General features: G+C 69.7%; 13 protein-coding genes. 5 read left to right on the top strand and 8 right to left on the bottom strand.

Annotated features, from left to right (window positions below; genetic code table 11):
- The 4 genes from F788_RS0104300 to F788_RS0104285 form a co-directional block, all read right to left on the bottom strand.
- On the bottom strand, positions 1–711 hold the full coding sequence (locus F788_RS0104300) for a DsbC family protein (protein ID WP_019589349.1): 711 nt from the start codon (positions 709–711) through the stop codon (positions 1–3).
- A 63-nt stretch (positions 712–774) separates the two neighbouring features.
- Positions 775–1,695: a site-specific tyrosine recombinase XerD gene (gene xerD, locus F788_RS0104295; protein ID WP_019589348.1), complete on the bottom strand. Its 921-nt coding sequence runs from the start codon at positions 1,693–1,695 to the stop codon at positions 775–777.
- A gap of 24 nt (positions 1,696–1,719) precedes the next feature.
- Positions 1,720–2,655, bottom strand: a complete 936-nt coding sequence (locus tag F788_RS0104290; protein ID WP_231364966.1) for a slipin family protein — start codon at positions 2,653–2,655, stop codon at positions 1,720–1,722.
- Positions 2,656–2,723: 68 nt separating this feature from the next.
- Positions 2,724–4,253 (bottom strand): nodulation protein NfeD, encoded by a 1,530-nt coding sequence (locus tag F788_RS0104285; RefSeq protein ID WP_019589347.1) that lies wholly within the window; start codon positions 4,251–4,253, stop codon positions 2,724–2,726.
- 78 nt (positions 4,254–4,331) lie between these two features.
- Here F788_RS0104285 and mobA point away from each other — a divergent pair, with 78 nt between their 5' ends.
- From mobA to glp, 3 genes are all read left to right on the top strand, one after another.
- A complete protein-coding gene (gene mobA, locus F788_RS0104280; protein ID WP_018869918.1) occupies positions 4,332–4,940 on the top strand; it encodes a molybdenum cofactor guanylyltransferase MobA in 609 nt (202 codons plus the stop codon).
- Between the two features lie 112 nt (positions 4,941–5,052).
- Complete coding sequence (gene mobB / locus F788_RS0104275) at positions 5,053–5,601, top strand: molybdopterin-guanine dinucleotide biosynthesis protein B (protein ID WP_018946318.1); 549 nt, start codon at positions 5,053–5,055, stop codon at positions 5,599–5,601.
- A 22-nt stretch (positions 5,602–5,623) separates the two neighbouring features.
- Complete coding sequence (gene glp, locus F788_RS0104270; RefSeq protein WP_019589346.1) at positions 5,624–6,865, top strand: gephyrin-like molybdotransferase Glp; 1,242 nt, start codon at positions 5,624–5,626, stop codon at positions 6,863–6,865.
- A 37-nt stretch (positions 6,866–6,902) separates the two neighbouring features.
- Here the strand turns inward: glp and F788_RS0104265 are convergent, their stop codons facing one another.
- Positions 6,903–7,280: a PilZ domain-containing protein gene (locus F788_RS0104265; protein ID WP_018869921.1), complete on the bottom strand. Its 378-nt coding sequence runs from the start codon at positions 7,278–7,280 to the stop codon at positions 6,903–6,905.
- A gap of 45 nt (positions 7,281–7,325) precedes the next feature.
- Here F788_RS0104265 and F788_RS0104260 point away from each other — a divergent pair, with 45 nt between their 5' ends.
- On the top strand, positions 7,326–7,883 hold the full coding sequence (locus F788_RS0104260) for an RDD family protein (RefSeq protein WP_019589345.1): 558 nt from the start codon (positions 7,326–7,328) through the stop codon (positions 7,881–7,883).
- A 32-nt stretch (positions 7,884–7,915) separates the two neighbouring features.
- Here the strand turns inward: F788_RS0104260 and F788_RS0104255 are convergent, their stop codons facing one another.
- The 3 genes from F788_RS0104255 to lptF are packed head-to-tail and all read right to left on the bottom strand — an operon-like array spanning position 7,916 to position 10,806.
- A complete protein-coding gene (locus F788_RS0104255) occupies positions 7,916–8,596 on the bottom strand; it encodes a GDSL-type esterase/lipase family protein (protein ID WP_019589344.1) in 681 nt (226 codons plus the stop codon).
- A gap of 36 nt (positions 8,597–8,632) precedes the next feature.
- Positions 8,633–9,697, bottom strand: coding sequence for an LPS export ABC transporter permease LptG (lptG, locus tag F788_RS0104250; protein WP_019589343.1), 1,065 nt, complete (start codon positions 9,695–9,697; stop codon positions 8,633–8,635).
- Positions 9,694–10,806: an LPS export ABC transporter permease LptF gene (gene lptF / locus F788_RS0104245; protein WP_019589342.1), complete on the bottom strand. Its 1,113-nt coding sequence runs from the start codon at positions 10,804–10,806 to the stop codon at positions 9,694–9,696. The genes lptG and lptF overlap by 4 nt, the downstream gene beginning before the upstream one ends.
- A gap of 97 nt (positions 10,807–10,903) precedes the next feature.
- Here lptF and F788_RS0104240 point away from each other — a divergent pair, with 97 nt between their 5' ends.
- Positions 10,904–12,382, top strand: a complete 1,479-nt coding sequence (locus F788_RS0104240) for a leucyl aminopeptidase (protein ID WP_019589341.1) — start codon at positions 10,904–10,906, stop codon at positions 12,380–12,382.
- Positions 12,383–12,394 lie beyond the last annotated feature (12 nt).

Below are 12,394 nucleotides of genomic sequence, written 5' to 3'. Positions count from 1 at the left end.
TCAGTCGCCCAGCACGCGGGACAGCACCTCTTCCGGCTCGACGTAGCCGGCGAGCATCTCGCCGTTTTCAGTGAACAGGGCCGGCGTGCCGCGCACGCCCAGGCTCTGCCCCAGCTGCATGTGCTCGTCCTGCGGGGTGGCGCAGCCGCTGTCCAGATCCGTCAGCTTGTCCCCCTCCTTGGAACGGTCCATGGCCGCCTGGCGGTCATCGGCGCACCAGGTGCGGTTCATGATCTCCGGCGAGTCCTGCCCCAGCACCGGGAACATCAGGTAGCGCACCTTGACGCCGACTTCCAGGTATTCCGGCAGATCCGCGTGAATGTCGCGGCAGTACGGGCAGTTGGGATCGGTGAAGATGTTCAGCACCGCGCGGGTCTCGCCGTTCGGTTCGTAGACCACCAGTTCGCTGTCGTCGATGGCTGCGAACAGCTCGGCGCGCGCACCGCCCTTCGCCTGTTCCGTGAGGTTCTCGCGGGTCTGCAGGTCGATCAGGCTGCCCTGCATCACGTAACGGCCGTCCTCGCTGACGTAGAAGATCTCGGTGCCGTAGCGGACCTCCTTGATCCCGTCGAGGGGGGTGGAATGAATGGAGTCGATCTCGGCATCGGGGATGGCCTGCGACATGGCCTGCTCGATCGCCTCGCTGGCCTGGGCCGTGGTACCGACGGCCGCCAGGGCGACCGCGAAGGGAAGAACGCGCTTGAGGAACATGGGTGTCTCGCTGATGAATCAAAACGTGGATTGTAGGCCGGTTGCCTTCCGGGGGACAGACGGCTATCCCCGGGGATGATGTTCCGCATGCAGCGCCTGCAGCCGCGCGCGCGCCACATGGGTATAGATCTGGGTCGTGGACAGGCTGCTGTGGCCCAGCAGCATCTGCACCACCCGCAGGTCGGCCCCGTGGTCCAGCAGGTGGGTGGCGAACGCATGCCGCAGGGTATGCGGCGACAGCGACGTGTCGATACCGGCCCGCGCCGCATGCGCCTTGATGCGGTACCAGAAGGCCTGGCGCGTGAGCCCGCGGCCGCGCCGGGTCACGAACAGCGCCTCCACCGGCGGGTGCCCCGCCATCAGCTCGGGGCGCGCGCGGTCGAGATACGCCGCCAGCCAGTCGGTCGCCACCTCGCCCAGCGGCACCAGGCGCTCGCGTCCGCCCTTGCCGATGATGCGCACCACGCCCTGCCGGGTATTCACCGCCGTGCCTTCCAGCCCGACGAGTTCGGAGACCCGCAAACCGGCCGCGTACATCATCTCCAGCATCGCCCGGTCACGCAGTCCCACGGCCGTCGAGGTGTCCGGCGCCGCCAGCAGCGCCTCCACCTGCGCCTCCGACAGCCCTGCCGGCAGGGGCCGTCCGGGCCGCGGTGGATCGATGCCGGCCGAGGGGTCGTCCTCGCGCTCGCCGGCCTGGACCAGAAAACGATAGAAGCGGCGGATCGAGGACAGCGCCCGGGCCACCGAACGCGGCCGCGCCCCGCCCTGCATGCGTGCGGCGACAAAGGCCAGCAGGTCGGCATGGGTCGCGGCCTCCAGTGCCCCGTCCCGCGCCGCCAGGAAACCCGCCAGCGCGCTCAGATCGCGCCGGTAGGCCGCCAGAGTCCGGTCGGCCAGGCCTTCCACCGCCCACAGCTCGTCCAGGAACCGGTCGAGGACCGCGGGGAGCTCCGCGGCCGTCTCCGGCGTCTCCGTCGCCATGCCGGACGAACGCCCGCGGACCGATCAGGAGCTGGCCGGGCCCCCGGACGTGGGACCGCGGCCGGTATCGGATGCCCCGCCCGCATCCTCCTCCGCGCCGGAGGTGTCGCCGGTCACGCCGGAACCGGAGGAGGAATCCTTCGTCCCCATCCCCGCTGCAGCCGCGGCGGCGCTCAGCGGGTTCTCGGGATTCTCCGCGCGGAACTTGCCCGCCAGGTTCTCGAACACCTTGGTCAGCTCCAGCGGCAGCGGGAAGAAGATGGTGTTCGCATGCCCGTTGGTGGACATGTCCGACATGGTCTGCATGTAGCGCAGCTGCAGCGCAGCCGGGCTGGCCTCCATGATCTGCGAGGCCTGCACCAGCTTCTCGGCCGCCTGCAGCTCGCCCTCGGCGTGGATCACCTTGGCGCGGCGTTCGCGCTCGGCCTCGGCCTGGCGGGCGATCGCGCGGATCATCGAGTCATCCAGATCCACATGCTTGATCTCGACGTTGGTGACCTTGATGCCCCAGGCGTCGGTCTGCGCGTCGAGGATCGACTGGATATCGGAATTCAGCTTGTCGCGCTCGGACAGCATCTCGTCCAGCTCGTGCTTGCCGAGCACCGAACGCAGAGTGGTCTGGGCCAGCTGGCTGGTAGCGGCGTAGTAGTCCTCGACCTGGATCACCGACTTGGCCGAATCCACCACGCGGAAATACAGCACTGCGTTGACCCGCACGGTCACGTTGTCCTGCGAGATCACGTCCTGGCTCGGGACGTCCAGCGTGATCACGCGCAGGTCGATGCGCACCATCTGCTGGATCCCGGGGATCACGATGATCAGGCCCGGCCCCTTGACCGACTGGAAGCGCCCGAGAAAGAACACGACGCCACGTTCGTACTCGCGCAGGACACGGATCGACATCGCGATCAGGGCGATGATGATCACCAGCGGTACGACGATAAAACCGAAATCGTTCAGCATGTTGCGCTCCTTCCCGCCGAATCGGCGGCTTGCTTCATGTGCCGGCCGCGCGGGGGCGGCCCGCGCTACGCCGGGCCGCTGCCCGCGGCCCGCTCGTCCTGTTCCACCGGCTCCACGGTCAGGCGCAGGCCGTCGATCGCGGTCACCCGCACGGCCTGCCCCTCGCGTACCGGCGCGGTGGTCTCGGCGGTCCACAACTCGCTGTGCACCCACACCGGGCCGCGCACCTCGAAGTCTTCGCGGGCGTGGCCGAGCATGCCGATCATTTCTTCATGGCCGGTGGCCGGCTTCTTGCCGCGCAGCTTGAACAGCCGCCCCAGCACCCAGACCGACACCAGCCCGATGGCAATGGCCGTGCCGACCACCAGCGGCAGGGCCACGTTCAGATTGGGGTCGTCCCACAGGATCACGGAACCGGTTATGAATGCCACGAGCCCTCCTATGCCCAGCGCGCCGAAGCTGGGCACGAAGGCTTCGGCGATCATGAAGATCATCCCCAGCAGCATCAGCGCCAGTCCGGCGTAGTTGATCGGCATCACCTGCAGGGCGAAGAACGCCAGGATCAGCGCGATGGAGCCGATCACACCGGGGTAGACCGCGCCCGGATTCGCCAGTTCGAAGATGATGCCGTAGATCCCGATCAGCATCAGGATGTAGGCGATGTTGGGGTTGGTGATCAGCGACAGCAGCTCGGTGCGCCAGTCGGGATCCATGCGCACGATCTCGATGCCCTCGGTCACCAGTTCGCGTTCACCCGACATCAGCTTCACGGTATGCCCGTCGAGCTGCGCCAGCAGATCGTCCAGGTTGTCGGCGACGAAATCGATGACGTTCTTTTCCAGCGCATCGGTGGCGGTCAGGTTGGAGCCCTCGCGCACCGTCTCCTCGGCCCAGTCGGCATTGCGGTCGTAGCGCTCGGCCAGGCCGCGGATGTAGGAAACCGCGTCCTCCAGCACCTTGCGCTCCATCGCATCGTCGCCGCGCCGGGGCTCGGGGTCGTCCTCCAGCAGCTCTTCCTCGGTGGCCGGCTCGACGGCCTCCTCGCCGTTGTCCCGCTCCTCGTCGCCGTTCCCGTTCCCGCTCCCGTTCTCGGCTTCGGCCTCGTCTTCCGCTTCGTCGCGCAGCTCGTCCAGGTCTTCCTCGTCCATGCCGGGCAGGCCGCCCCCACCCATCTGCACGGGGGTCGCCGAGCCCAGATTGGTCGCCGGCGTCATCGCCGCGACATGCGAGCCGTAGAGCATGTAGGTTCCGGCACTGGCGGCCCGCGCGCCGGCGGGGTGCACATAGGTCACCACCGGCACTTCGGACTGCAGCATGTGCTTGATGATGCTGCGCATGCTGGAGTCGAGGCCACCGGGCGTGTCCAGCTGCAGCACGACCATCTCGGCACCGCGCTCCTCGGCGGCATCGATCCCGCGCGTGATGTAATCTACGGTCGCCGGACCGATGGCCCCGTCCACGGTCAGGAGCACGGCTTCGCGGTCGCCACCGTTATCGGCGCTGGCCAGCAGCGCGCCGGCCGTGCCGACCACCAGCAGCGCCAGCCACAGGAGCCAGCGGGCCGCGGCACCGCGTTGGTTACGGAATCGGATCATGGATCGCTGTCGTCCTCATATCGTGTCGGCCACGCATCCTGCACCCTACAACATAGGCCATTGCGCAAACGAACGCCCATGCCGCAGGACTCCCGCCAGACTCCACCCGCCGCCCCGGAGCGCCCGCCGCTGGGGGTCATCCTCGCCGGCGGTCAGGGCCGGCGCATGGGCGGCTGCAACAAGGCGTGGCTCGAATACCGGGGCCGGCCGCTGATCGAACATGCCGTCGAGCGTCTGCAGGGACAGGTCGATGGCATCGTCGTCAGCACCAATACCGAAATGGACCGCTGCGCGCGGCTGGGGTTTCCCTGTGTCGCCGACGAACATCCCGATTACCGCGGCCCGCTGGCCGGCATTGCCGCGGCCGGTGCCGCCCGACCCGGCCGCGACCTGCTGTGCGTCCCCGTGGATGCCCCGAGCGCCCCGCACGACCTCGGCCCCCGCCTGCAGGCGGCGCGGGCCGAACACGCCGCCCCCGCGGCGATGGCCCACGACGGCCGGCGCCTGCAGCCGCTGTTCCTGCTGCTGGGTGCCGGACTGGTGCCCGCCCTGCGCGCCGCGATCGCGGCGGGCCCCCTGCCCGCCGGCGCCTGGCTGCGCGAACACGGCGCCGTGACCGCCGACTTCTCCGATTGCCCCGAGGCCTTCGCCAACCTCAACACCCCCGAAGATCTCGCCCCGCGGTGACCCCGGGAACTTACTGCGCCCCGCAACCGGCGTGTAGATTGGCGGCCGATTCCTTACACTCCCCGACGACCGGTACCGCACCGGGCCGTCGCCACCAGGGAGAGGAACCGTCATGAGCCACCCGGACAACACGCTGCCGCGCATCGGCTTTGCCGCCTGGAGCGGCTCGGGCAAGACCACGCTGCTGAAACGACTCATCCCGGAGCTGCGCAACCGCGGCCTGCGCCCGGCGGTGATCAAGCATGCCCACCACGAGTTCGACGTGGACAAACCGGGCAAGGACAGCTACGAGCTGCGTCACTCGGGGGCCGACCAGACACTGGTGGCCTCGTCCCGGCGCTTCGCCCTGATGGTGGAGACGCCCGAGATCGAGGAAGGGGCGACCCCCGACCTCGACGCCCTGTGCGCGAAACTGGATCCGGCGCGCTCGGACCTGATCCTGGTGGAGGGCTTCAAGAACGCCGACCTGCCGCGCATCGAGGTCTACCGCAAGGCCAACGACAAGCCACCGCTGTACCCCGATACACCGGGGGTGGTCGCAGTGGCCACCGACGCCGGCGGGCTGCCCTTCCATGGCCCGGTGCTGCCGCTGGACGACCCCTCGCCGGTGGCGGACTTCATCATCGAACACCTTTCCCTTTACCCGTTATTGAACGGCTGACAGATGACAACGGAGGAACCGGATGAAAGCGGCCGCCTGTGACGAATTCGACCCCACCGCCCTCACCGTGGAACAGGCGCGCGCCGCCGTCCTGGAGGCCTGCCAGGCGGTCGCCGGGACGCGCACGCGCAGTCTGGAGACGGCCACCGGACGGGTTCTTGCCGCGGACGTGCATGCACGGCTGGACGTCCCTCCGGCCCGGGTTTCGGCGATGGACGGCTACGCCCTGCGCGCCGCCGATGCCCGCGAGGCCGGCTCGCGCCTGCGCCGGGTCGGCCAGGCGGCCGCCGGGCACCCGTGGGACGAACCGCTGCCACCCGGCGGGTGCGTGCGCATCATGACCGGGGCCGTGGTCCCGGACGAAGCCGACACCGTCGTCATGCAGGAGCACGTGACGGTGGAAGGTGACCACATACGCTGCGACCGCCCGGCCGCGGACAACGCGAACATCCGCGGCCCCGGCGAGGATACCCGCAGCGGCGAACGGCTTTATGGCGCCGGGCAGGTGCTCGGTCCGGCCGAGATCGGGGTGCTCGCCAGCCAGGGCATCAGTGAGGTCGAGGTCCTGCGCAAGCCGCGCGTGGTGTTCTTCTCCACGGGCGACGAACTGGTCCCGGTGGACGAACCCCTGGAGCCCGGCCAGATCCACGACAGCAACCGTCACATGATGCGTTCCCTGCTGTCGCGCTACGCGGTCAAGGCCCGCGACTACGGCATCATTCCCGACGACGAGGACGCCGTGCGCGAGGCCCTGGAGTCCGCGGGCCGCGAGGCCGACCTGATCCTGACCACGGGCGGGGTCTCGGTGGGTGATGCCGACTACATCACCCGCATCCTGCAGGAGCGCGGCGAAGTCGGCTTCTGGAAGATCGCGATGAAGCCCGGGCGTCCGCTGGCCTTCGGCCGCTTCGGCCAGGCCCGGTTTGTCGGGCTGCCGGGCAATCCGGTCTCGGCGATGGCCACCTTCGGCCTGTTCGTCGGCCCGGCGCTGCGCAGTCTGGCCGGCCTGCCGGTGGCCGAACCGCGCACCCTGCGCGCACGGCTGTGCGAGGATCTGCGCAAGCGGCCGGGGCGCACGGACTATCAGCGGGCGATCGTGGAGACCGAGGACGGCGTGGACGTGGTGCGCAGCGCCGGGGGACAGGGATCGCATCAGCTCAGCGCGATGAGCCGGGCGAATGCCTTCGTGGTACTGCCGCGTGAGGCGGACGGCGCACGCGCCGGGGAGTGGGTGGAGGTACTGCCGTTCAGCGAGCTCTACTGAGCCCCCCGGGTTCAGGGCCCGGGATCAGGGCCCGGGATCAACTGCCCGGGTCATCCTCGCCCGGCGGCTCGGCGACCATGGCGGCGAACTCACGCTCCAGCAGTGCCTCGTCGCCCAGGTTCAGCTCCACCAGGCGCCGCAGGTGCCCGGCGGATTCCAGCGGCATGGCGGCGATCTCCAGCCCCAGCCGCTCGCCCTGCTGCCAGCGCACCTTGCCCTCGAACGCGATGCGGGCCTCGTCACTGAGCGGGATGTCCACCTGACCGGGCGTGCCCGGGGCGAGCGGTTCGAGCCCCTCGCATTCCACCAGCACTCCACGCAACGAGATGTCGAGCACGCGCACCGGGCATGTCCGGCCATCCAGCTCGAGCCGGGCCGGAAATTCGAGCGGGATACGTTGAAACCGTCGCGACATACCGCAAGACTACGCAATCTTCCGCGCAGTGACCAGCGAGACCCCATGAACGACATCCCCGCTCCCGAACGCGACTCCCGCCCCGTCGGCCTGCTGCTGCGCTTCGGCGCACTGCTCTATGACAGCCTGCTGGTACTGGCCATCTGGCTGGTGCTGGGGCTGGTGACCCTGCCGTTGTGGAACCTGCTGGACGTGTTCTTCTGGCAGGTCCAGCTGACCCTCAACATCTTCGCCACCTGGGCCTTTTTCTACGGCTTCTGGCGCCGGACCGGACAGACCCTCGGGATGCAGACCTGGAACCTGGTGGTGCGCAGCGAGGATGGCAGCCGGATCACCTCCTGGCAGGCCACGCTGCGTTTTCTGGTGGGGATCTCGCAGTGGATGATCATCCTGATGGCGATCCATCTGGCGCGCGAGCACGGCGACTGGATGACCGCGCTGATGACCGCCCTGGGCGTTCTCGCCCTGGGCGCCAGCGCCCTGCACCCGCAGCGCTGGATGCTGCACGACTGGCTGTCCTCCACCGTGCTGATGCGCACGCGGCCGCTCAAGCGTCCGCGCTGGAAGGAAAACCAGGAAGAACAGGACTCCGGGGGCGGCTGATCGCGCGCGGCCACCCGCGCCCCGTCATCCGCTCACGGGGCTCGGCGTCCCAGCCACAGCCCGACCTCCATCAGCCCGTCGGCGATCTCCTCGGCCATGCGTGCATAGCCGTCCGCGTTCGGGTGGATGCGGTCCGCACGCAGATCCGCGTCGTTCAGCACCCCGGCCAGCACCCCCTCGATCAGTGGCACGTCCTCCTCGCGCGCCAGCTCGCGATAAATCGCGTCGTCACTGAGCCGCCCGGTAGCGGCCCCCAGGGCCGAGGCCTCGGGCACGCCGATCAGCAGCGGCTGCGCCCCGTGGTCGCGCACGTATCCGATCAGTACCCGCAGATCCTCCTTCACGTCCGCCGGCTGGCGCCCGCGCAGAAAGTCGTTGCCGCCGAGCTCGAGGATGACCAGATCAGGTTCATGTTCGACCAGGCTGTCCTCGATGCGCCCGCGTGCGGTATCCGCCCGATCGCCGGGCACCCCGTCGTTGATGACGGTCCAGCCGGTGATCGCCTGCAGACGCGTCGGAAAGTCCTCGCCATCACTGGCACCGGTGCCGTGGGTCACGCTGTCCCCGAACACCAGCACCGTGGCCGAACGCGGCAGCGGATCGAGATCGGTGGGCCCCGGGCTGTCGCAGGCGGCCAGCAGTCCGGCTACCAGCAGCAGCCACAGGAGTTGCCCCGCGCGCCCGGTCCGGGACGGTCTTCCGCCTGCTCTCATTGCGTCGTTCTCCTGTCGTCGATGATCCGCGTCACATCATGCCACGCGCCGCAGCCCCAGCAGCCCCGCCACCAGGAACAGCAGTACCGGCGCGCTGGCCGCCAGCACCGGCGGCAGCGCGAACACCAGTCCCACGTGCGTCATCGCCCGCATCACGATCGCGAACGACACCCCGATCGCGATGCCCACGAACAGGCGGCGCCCGGCCCCGCCCTCGCGCTGCGACCCGAACAGGAACGGGATCGCCAGCAGCAGCATCACCCAGGTCGAGGCCGGCAGGGTCAGACGCTGCCAGAAGGCCACCTCGTAGGGCGCCGAATCCAGGCGGTTCTCCTGCAGGTACTGGATGTAACGATGCAGGTCGCGCGCCCCCATCTGCGCGGGCTCCACCACCAGCACCGAGAAGTACTCCGGGGCGATCAGGCGCTCCACGCGCTCCTCCTCGGCATGTTCCGTCACTACCCCGTCGAAATCCGGGCGCGAGCGTTCCACGTCCTCCAGCCACCACTCGCCGTCCGTGTAACGCGCACCCGCGGCCCGGGTGATCACCCGCGGGCGCCGGTCCTCGCCCAGTTCGATCACGCGCACGCCCGCCAGCCGGTCATCCGGCAGCACGGCCTCGGCATGCACGATGCGCCGCCCGTCGCGCGCCCACAGCCCCATCGAGCCAACGCTCAGTTCGCGGTCGAAGGCGGTCGCCTTGAGGTTCTGCGCGCGGTTCTCCGCCACCGGCGCGACGAACTCGCCGATCGCGACCATCGCCAGCACCACGATCAGCCCGCCCTGCATCACCCGTGCGACGAACCGCCCGACGGTCATCCCGGCGGCGCGCATGGCCGTCAGCTCGCTGCCCGCCGCGAGGTTGCCCAGCAGCAGGAGACCGCCGAGCAGCGCTGCCGGCGGCATCATCTCGTACATCCGCCGCGGCAGCGTCAGGGCGACGTACATCAGCGCCTGCGCCACGCCGTAATCGCCGCGGCCGATGTCCCGCAGCTCGTCGATCAGCGCGAACACCGCATCCAGCGCAACCAGCAGCAGCGCCGCCAGCGCGGTCCCCAGCAGTACCTGGCGGATGATGTAGCGCCCCAGGATCGTGGTCATGCCGGCTCCCCCGCCGGCGGGCCCGCACCCCGGCGCGGCCGACGCAGCAGGCCCTTGCGCCAGGCCAGCAGCAGCCACAGCACGAGCATCACGCCGTGCGCCCACCACAGCCCCACGGCCACGTGCACCTGGCCGTCCGCCAGCTGCCCCTGCCCCAGGATCAGGAAGTTGGCGTACAGCACGTACACCCCGATCGCCGCGGGGATGCGCGCGTAGCGCCCGCTGCGCGGCGGCACCAGCGACAGCGGCAGGGCGATCAGCGTCAGGACCACGATCGACAGCGGCATGGCGAAGCGCCACTCCAGCTCCGCACGCACCTCGTGGTCGTCCCGCTCGGCCCACAGCTCCGGCGTGGAGTGCGCCTCCAGGCTGCGCCGCTCGGCGCCCGGGTCGGGCTCGGTGATCTGCGTGCGCAGGCGTTCGAATTCCAGCATGCGGAAGGCCCCGCTGCCCGGGGTGCCGACGTAGCGGTAGCCGTCCTCCAGCACCAGGAAGCCGCTGCCCTCGGCACCGGGATCGGGGATCGCACGCGCGGCCACCGTGACCTGCGCCTCGCCGTCCACCTCGCGGTAGATGAAGACCTCCTCCAGCGCCTCGCGGTCATCGCTCAGGCGTTCGGCGAAGAACACCTGATCCCCCACGCGCGACTCCAGGAACTGCCCCGGCGCGATCCCCACCAGATCCGAGCGCTGGTCGGCGAGATCGCGCATGCGGTCCACCTCGCCCTCGGTCCAGGGCACCACGGTGTTCATCAGCGCCGCCAGCAGGATCGCCGCCGGTCCGGCGACCAGGAACAGGGCACGATACAGCGCCGCAAACGACATCCCGCCCGACTGCAGCGCGATCAGTTCGCTGTCGCGCTGCATGCGGCCCAGCACCAGCATGAACCCCAGAAACAGCGCCACCGGCCACAGATACACGATGCCCTTGAACGCGCCGAAACCCACCAGCGCCGGCAGGAAATCCGCCGGCACGCTGCCCTCGGCCACGTCCTGCAGCACCCGCGCGAGCACCCCGCCGACGATCACCAGCAGCAGCACCACGGTGACCGCCGCCTGGGTCACCAGGAGTTCGCGCGCAACGAAGCGCTCGGCCCGGCGCAGGATCATGCGCGGCCCGTATCCACGTCGCCGGTGTGCGTAGTGCGCCCCGGCGGCGCGCTGGTAGTATCACTGGAAAACATTCATTTCATCCCGCGAGGCGCCCATGCAATTCTCCGTCACCACCTTCGCCGTCGACAAACCCCGCGCCGGGATCCGCGCCGCCGCCGTCAGCCACCGGCGCAAGCCGGCCCCGGGCGCGCGGGTCCTGGATGAGGCCCGCGACGGCGACCTCGCGGCCCTGTTCAAGGCCGGCGAGATGGACGGCGACGCCGGCTCGCGCCTGCTGGTGCCCGGAACCGGACGCAAGGGTTCCGCGCTGCTGATCGGCCTGGGCGCGAAGAAGGACTACGACGCCCGCGCTGCGCGCAAGGCCTGCCAGACCCTCGCTGCCGCGCTGGTGGAGCGCCCGGCCGACAGCGCGGTGATCGCGGTGGAGGACTTCGTCCCGCGCGGCAAGGACATCGCCTGGACCCTGCGCACCCTGATCACCGCCATCGGCGACGCCGCCTATCGCTTCTTCGAGTTCAAGGGCAAGGAAGAGACCCGCCCCGTCAAGCTCGATAAGGTCCAGTTTGCCGTGGACCGCGGCCACGCCGATGCGGCGAAGAAGGCCTGCAGCGAGGCCGCGGCCATCGTCACCGGCATGAACCGGGCGAAGGACCTGGGCAACACCCCGCCCAACGTCTGCTATCCCGAATCCCTCGCCGACACCGCCTGCCGGCTGGCCGAACAGTATGACCGTCTCGAGACCACGGTGCTCGACGAACACGAGCTGGAGGCCCTGGGCGCCGGGGCCATCCTCGCCGTCGGCCAGGGGTCCGAGCGCCCGCCGCGCCTGATCGCGATGGAATACCGCGGCGGCAACAAGGACGATGCCCCGGTGGTGTTCGTCGGCAAGGGCATCACCTTCGACACCGGCGGCATCTCGCTCAAGCCGGGCGCCGAGATGGACGAGATGAAATACGACATGTGCGGCGCCGCCAGCGTGTTCGGGGTCATCGAGGCGGCGTGCGAACTGGGCCTGCCGATCAACGTGGTCGGCGTGGTCACCAGCGCGGAGAACATGCCGGACGGCCGCGCCACCCGCCCCGGCGACATCATCCACACCCTGTCCGGGCAGACCGTCGAGATCCTCAACACCGACGCCGAAGGCCGTCTGGTGCTGGCCGACGCCCTGACCTGGGTGGAGCGCTACAAGCCAAAGGCGGTGATCGACATCGCCACCCTCACCGGCGCCTGCATCATCGCCCTGGGCCACCAGGGAGCCGCGCTGCTGGGCAACGACGACCGTCTGGTCCGGCAGCTGCAGCAGGCCGGCGAGGAAACCGGCGACCGCGGCTGGCAACTCCCGCTGTGGCCGGAGTACCAGGAACAGCTCAAGAGCAACTTCGCCGACATGGCCAACATCGGCGGCCGCCCGGCGGGCACCATCACCGCCGGCTGCTTCCTCTCGCGCTACACCGAGGACTACACCTGGGCGCACGTCGACATCGCCGGGGTGGCCTGGAAGAGCGGCAAGGAAAAGGGCGCGACCGGCCGTCCGGTCCCGATGCTGATGCAGTACCTGCTGGACCAGGCCTGAGGCTCGCCGGCA

The sequence above is a fragment of the Thioalkalivibrio sp. ALE10 genome, assembly GCF_000381385.1.
Classification (GTDB): Bacteria; Pseudomonadota; Gammaproteobacteria; order Ectothiorhodospirales; family Ectothiorhodospiraceae; genus Thioalkalivibrio.
Note: the sequence above shows the minus strand (reverse complement) of the source record. Positions and strands in the feature narration are given on the sequence as shown.

Bases quoted from the DNA above. Each gene is read 5' to 3' on its own strand.
- F788_RS0104260 (WP_019589345.1), top strand. From the start codon at position 7,326: ATGAACGACATCCCCGCTCCCGAACGCGACTCCCGCCCCGTCGGCCTG.
- F788_RS0104255 (WP_019589344.1), bottom strand. From the start codon at position 8,596: ATGAGAGCAGGCGGAAGACCGTCCCGGACCGGGCGCGCGGGGCAACTC.
- F788_RS0104265 (WP_018869921.1), bottom strand. From the start codon at position 7,280: ATGTCGCGACGGTTTCAACGTATCCCGCTCGAATTTCCGGCCCGGCTC.
- xerD (WP_019589348.1), bottom strand. From the start codon at position 1,695: ATGGCGACGGAGACGCCGGAGACGGCCGCGGAGCTCCCCGCGGTCCTC.
- lptF (WP_019589342.1), bottom strand. From the start codon at position 10,806: ATGATCCTGCGCCGGGCCGAGCGCTTCGTTGCGCGCGAACTCCTGGTG.
- mobA (WP_018869918.1), top strand. From the start codon at position 4,332: ATGCCGCAGGACTCCCGCCAGACTCCACCCGCCGCCCCGGAGCGCCCG.
- mobB (WP_018946318.1), top strand. From the start codon at position 5,053: ATGAGCCACCCGGACAACACGCTGCCGCGCATCGGCTTTGCCGCCTGG.
- lptG (WP_019589343.1), bottom strand. From the start codon at position 9,697: ATGACCACGATCCTGGGGCGCTACATCATCCGCCAGGTACTGCTGGGG.
- F788_RS0104240 (WP_019589341.1), top strand. From the start codon at position 10,904: ATGCAATTCTCCGTCACCACCTTCGCCGTCGACAAACCCCGCGCCGGG.
- glp (WP_019589346.1), top strand. From the start codon at position 5,624: ATGAAAGCGGCCGCCTGTGACGAATTCGACCCCACCGCCCTCACCGTG.
- F788_RS0104300 (WP_019589349.1), bottom strand. From the start codon at position 711: ATGTTCCTCAAGCGCGTTCTTCCCTTCGCGGTCGCCCTGGCGGCCGTC.
- F788_RS0104285 (WP_019589347.1), bottom strand. From the start codon at position 4,253: ATGATCCGATTCCGTAACCAACGCGGTGCCGCGGCCCGCTGGCTCCTG.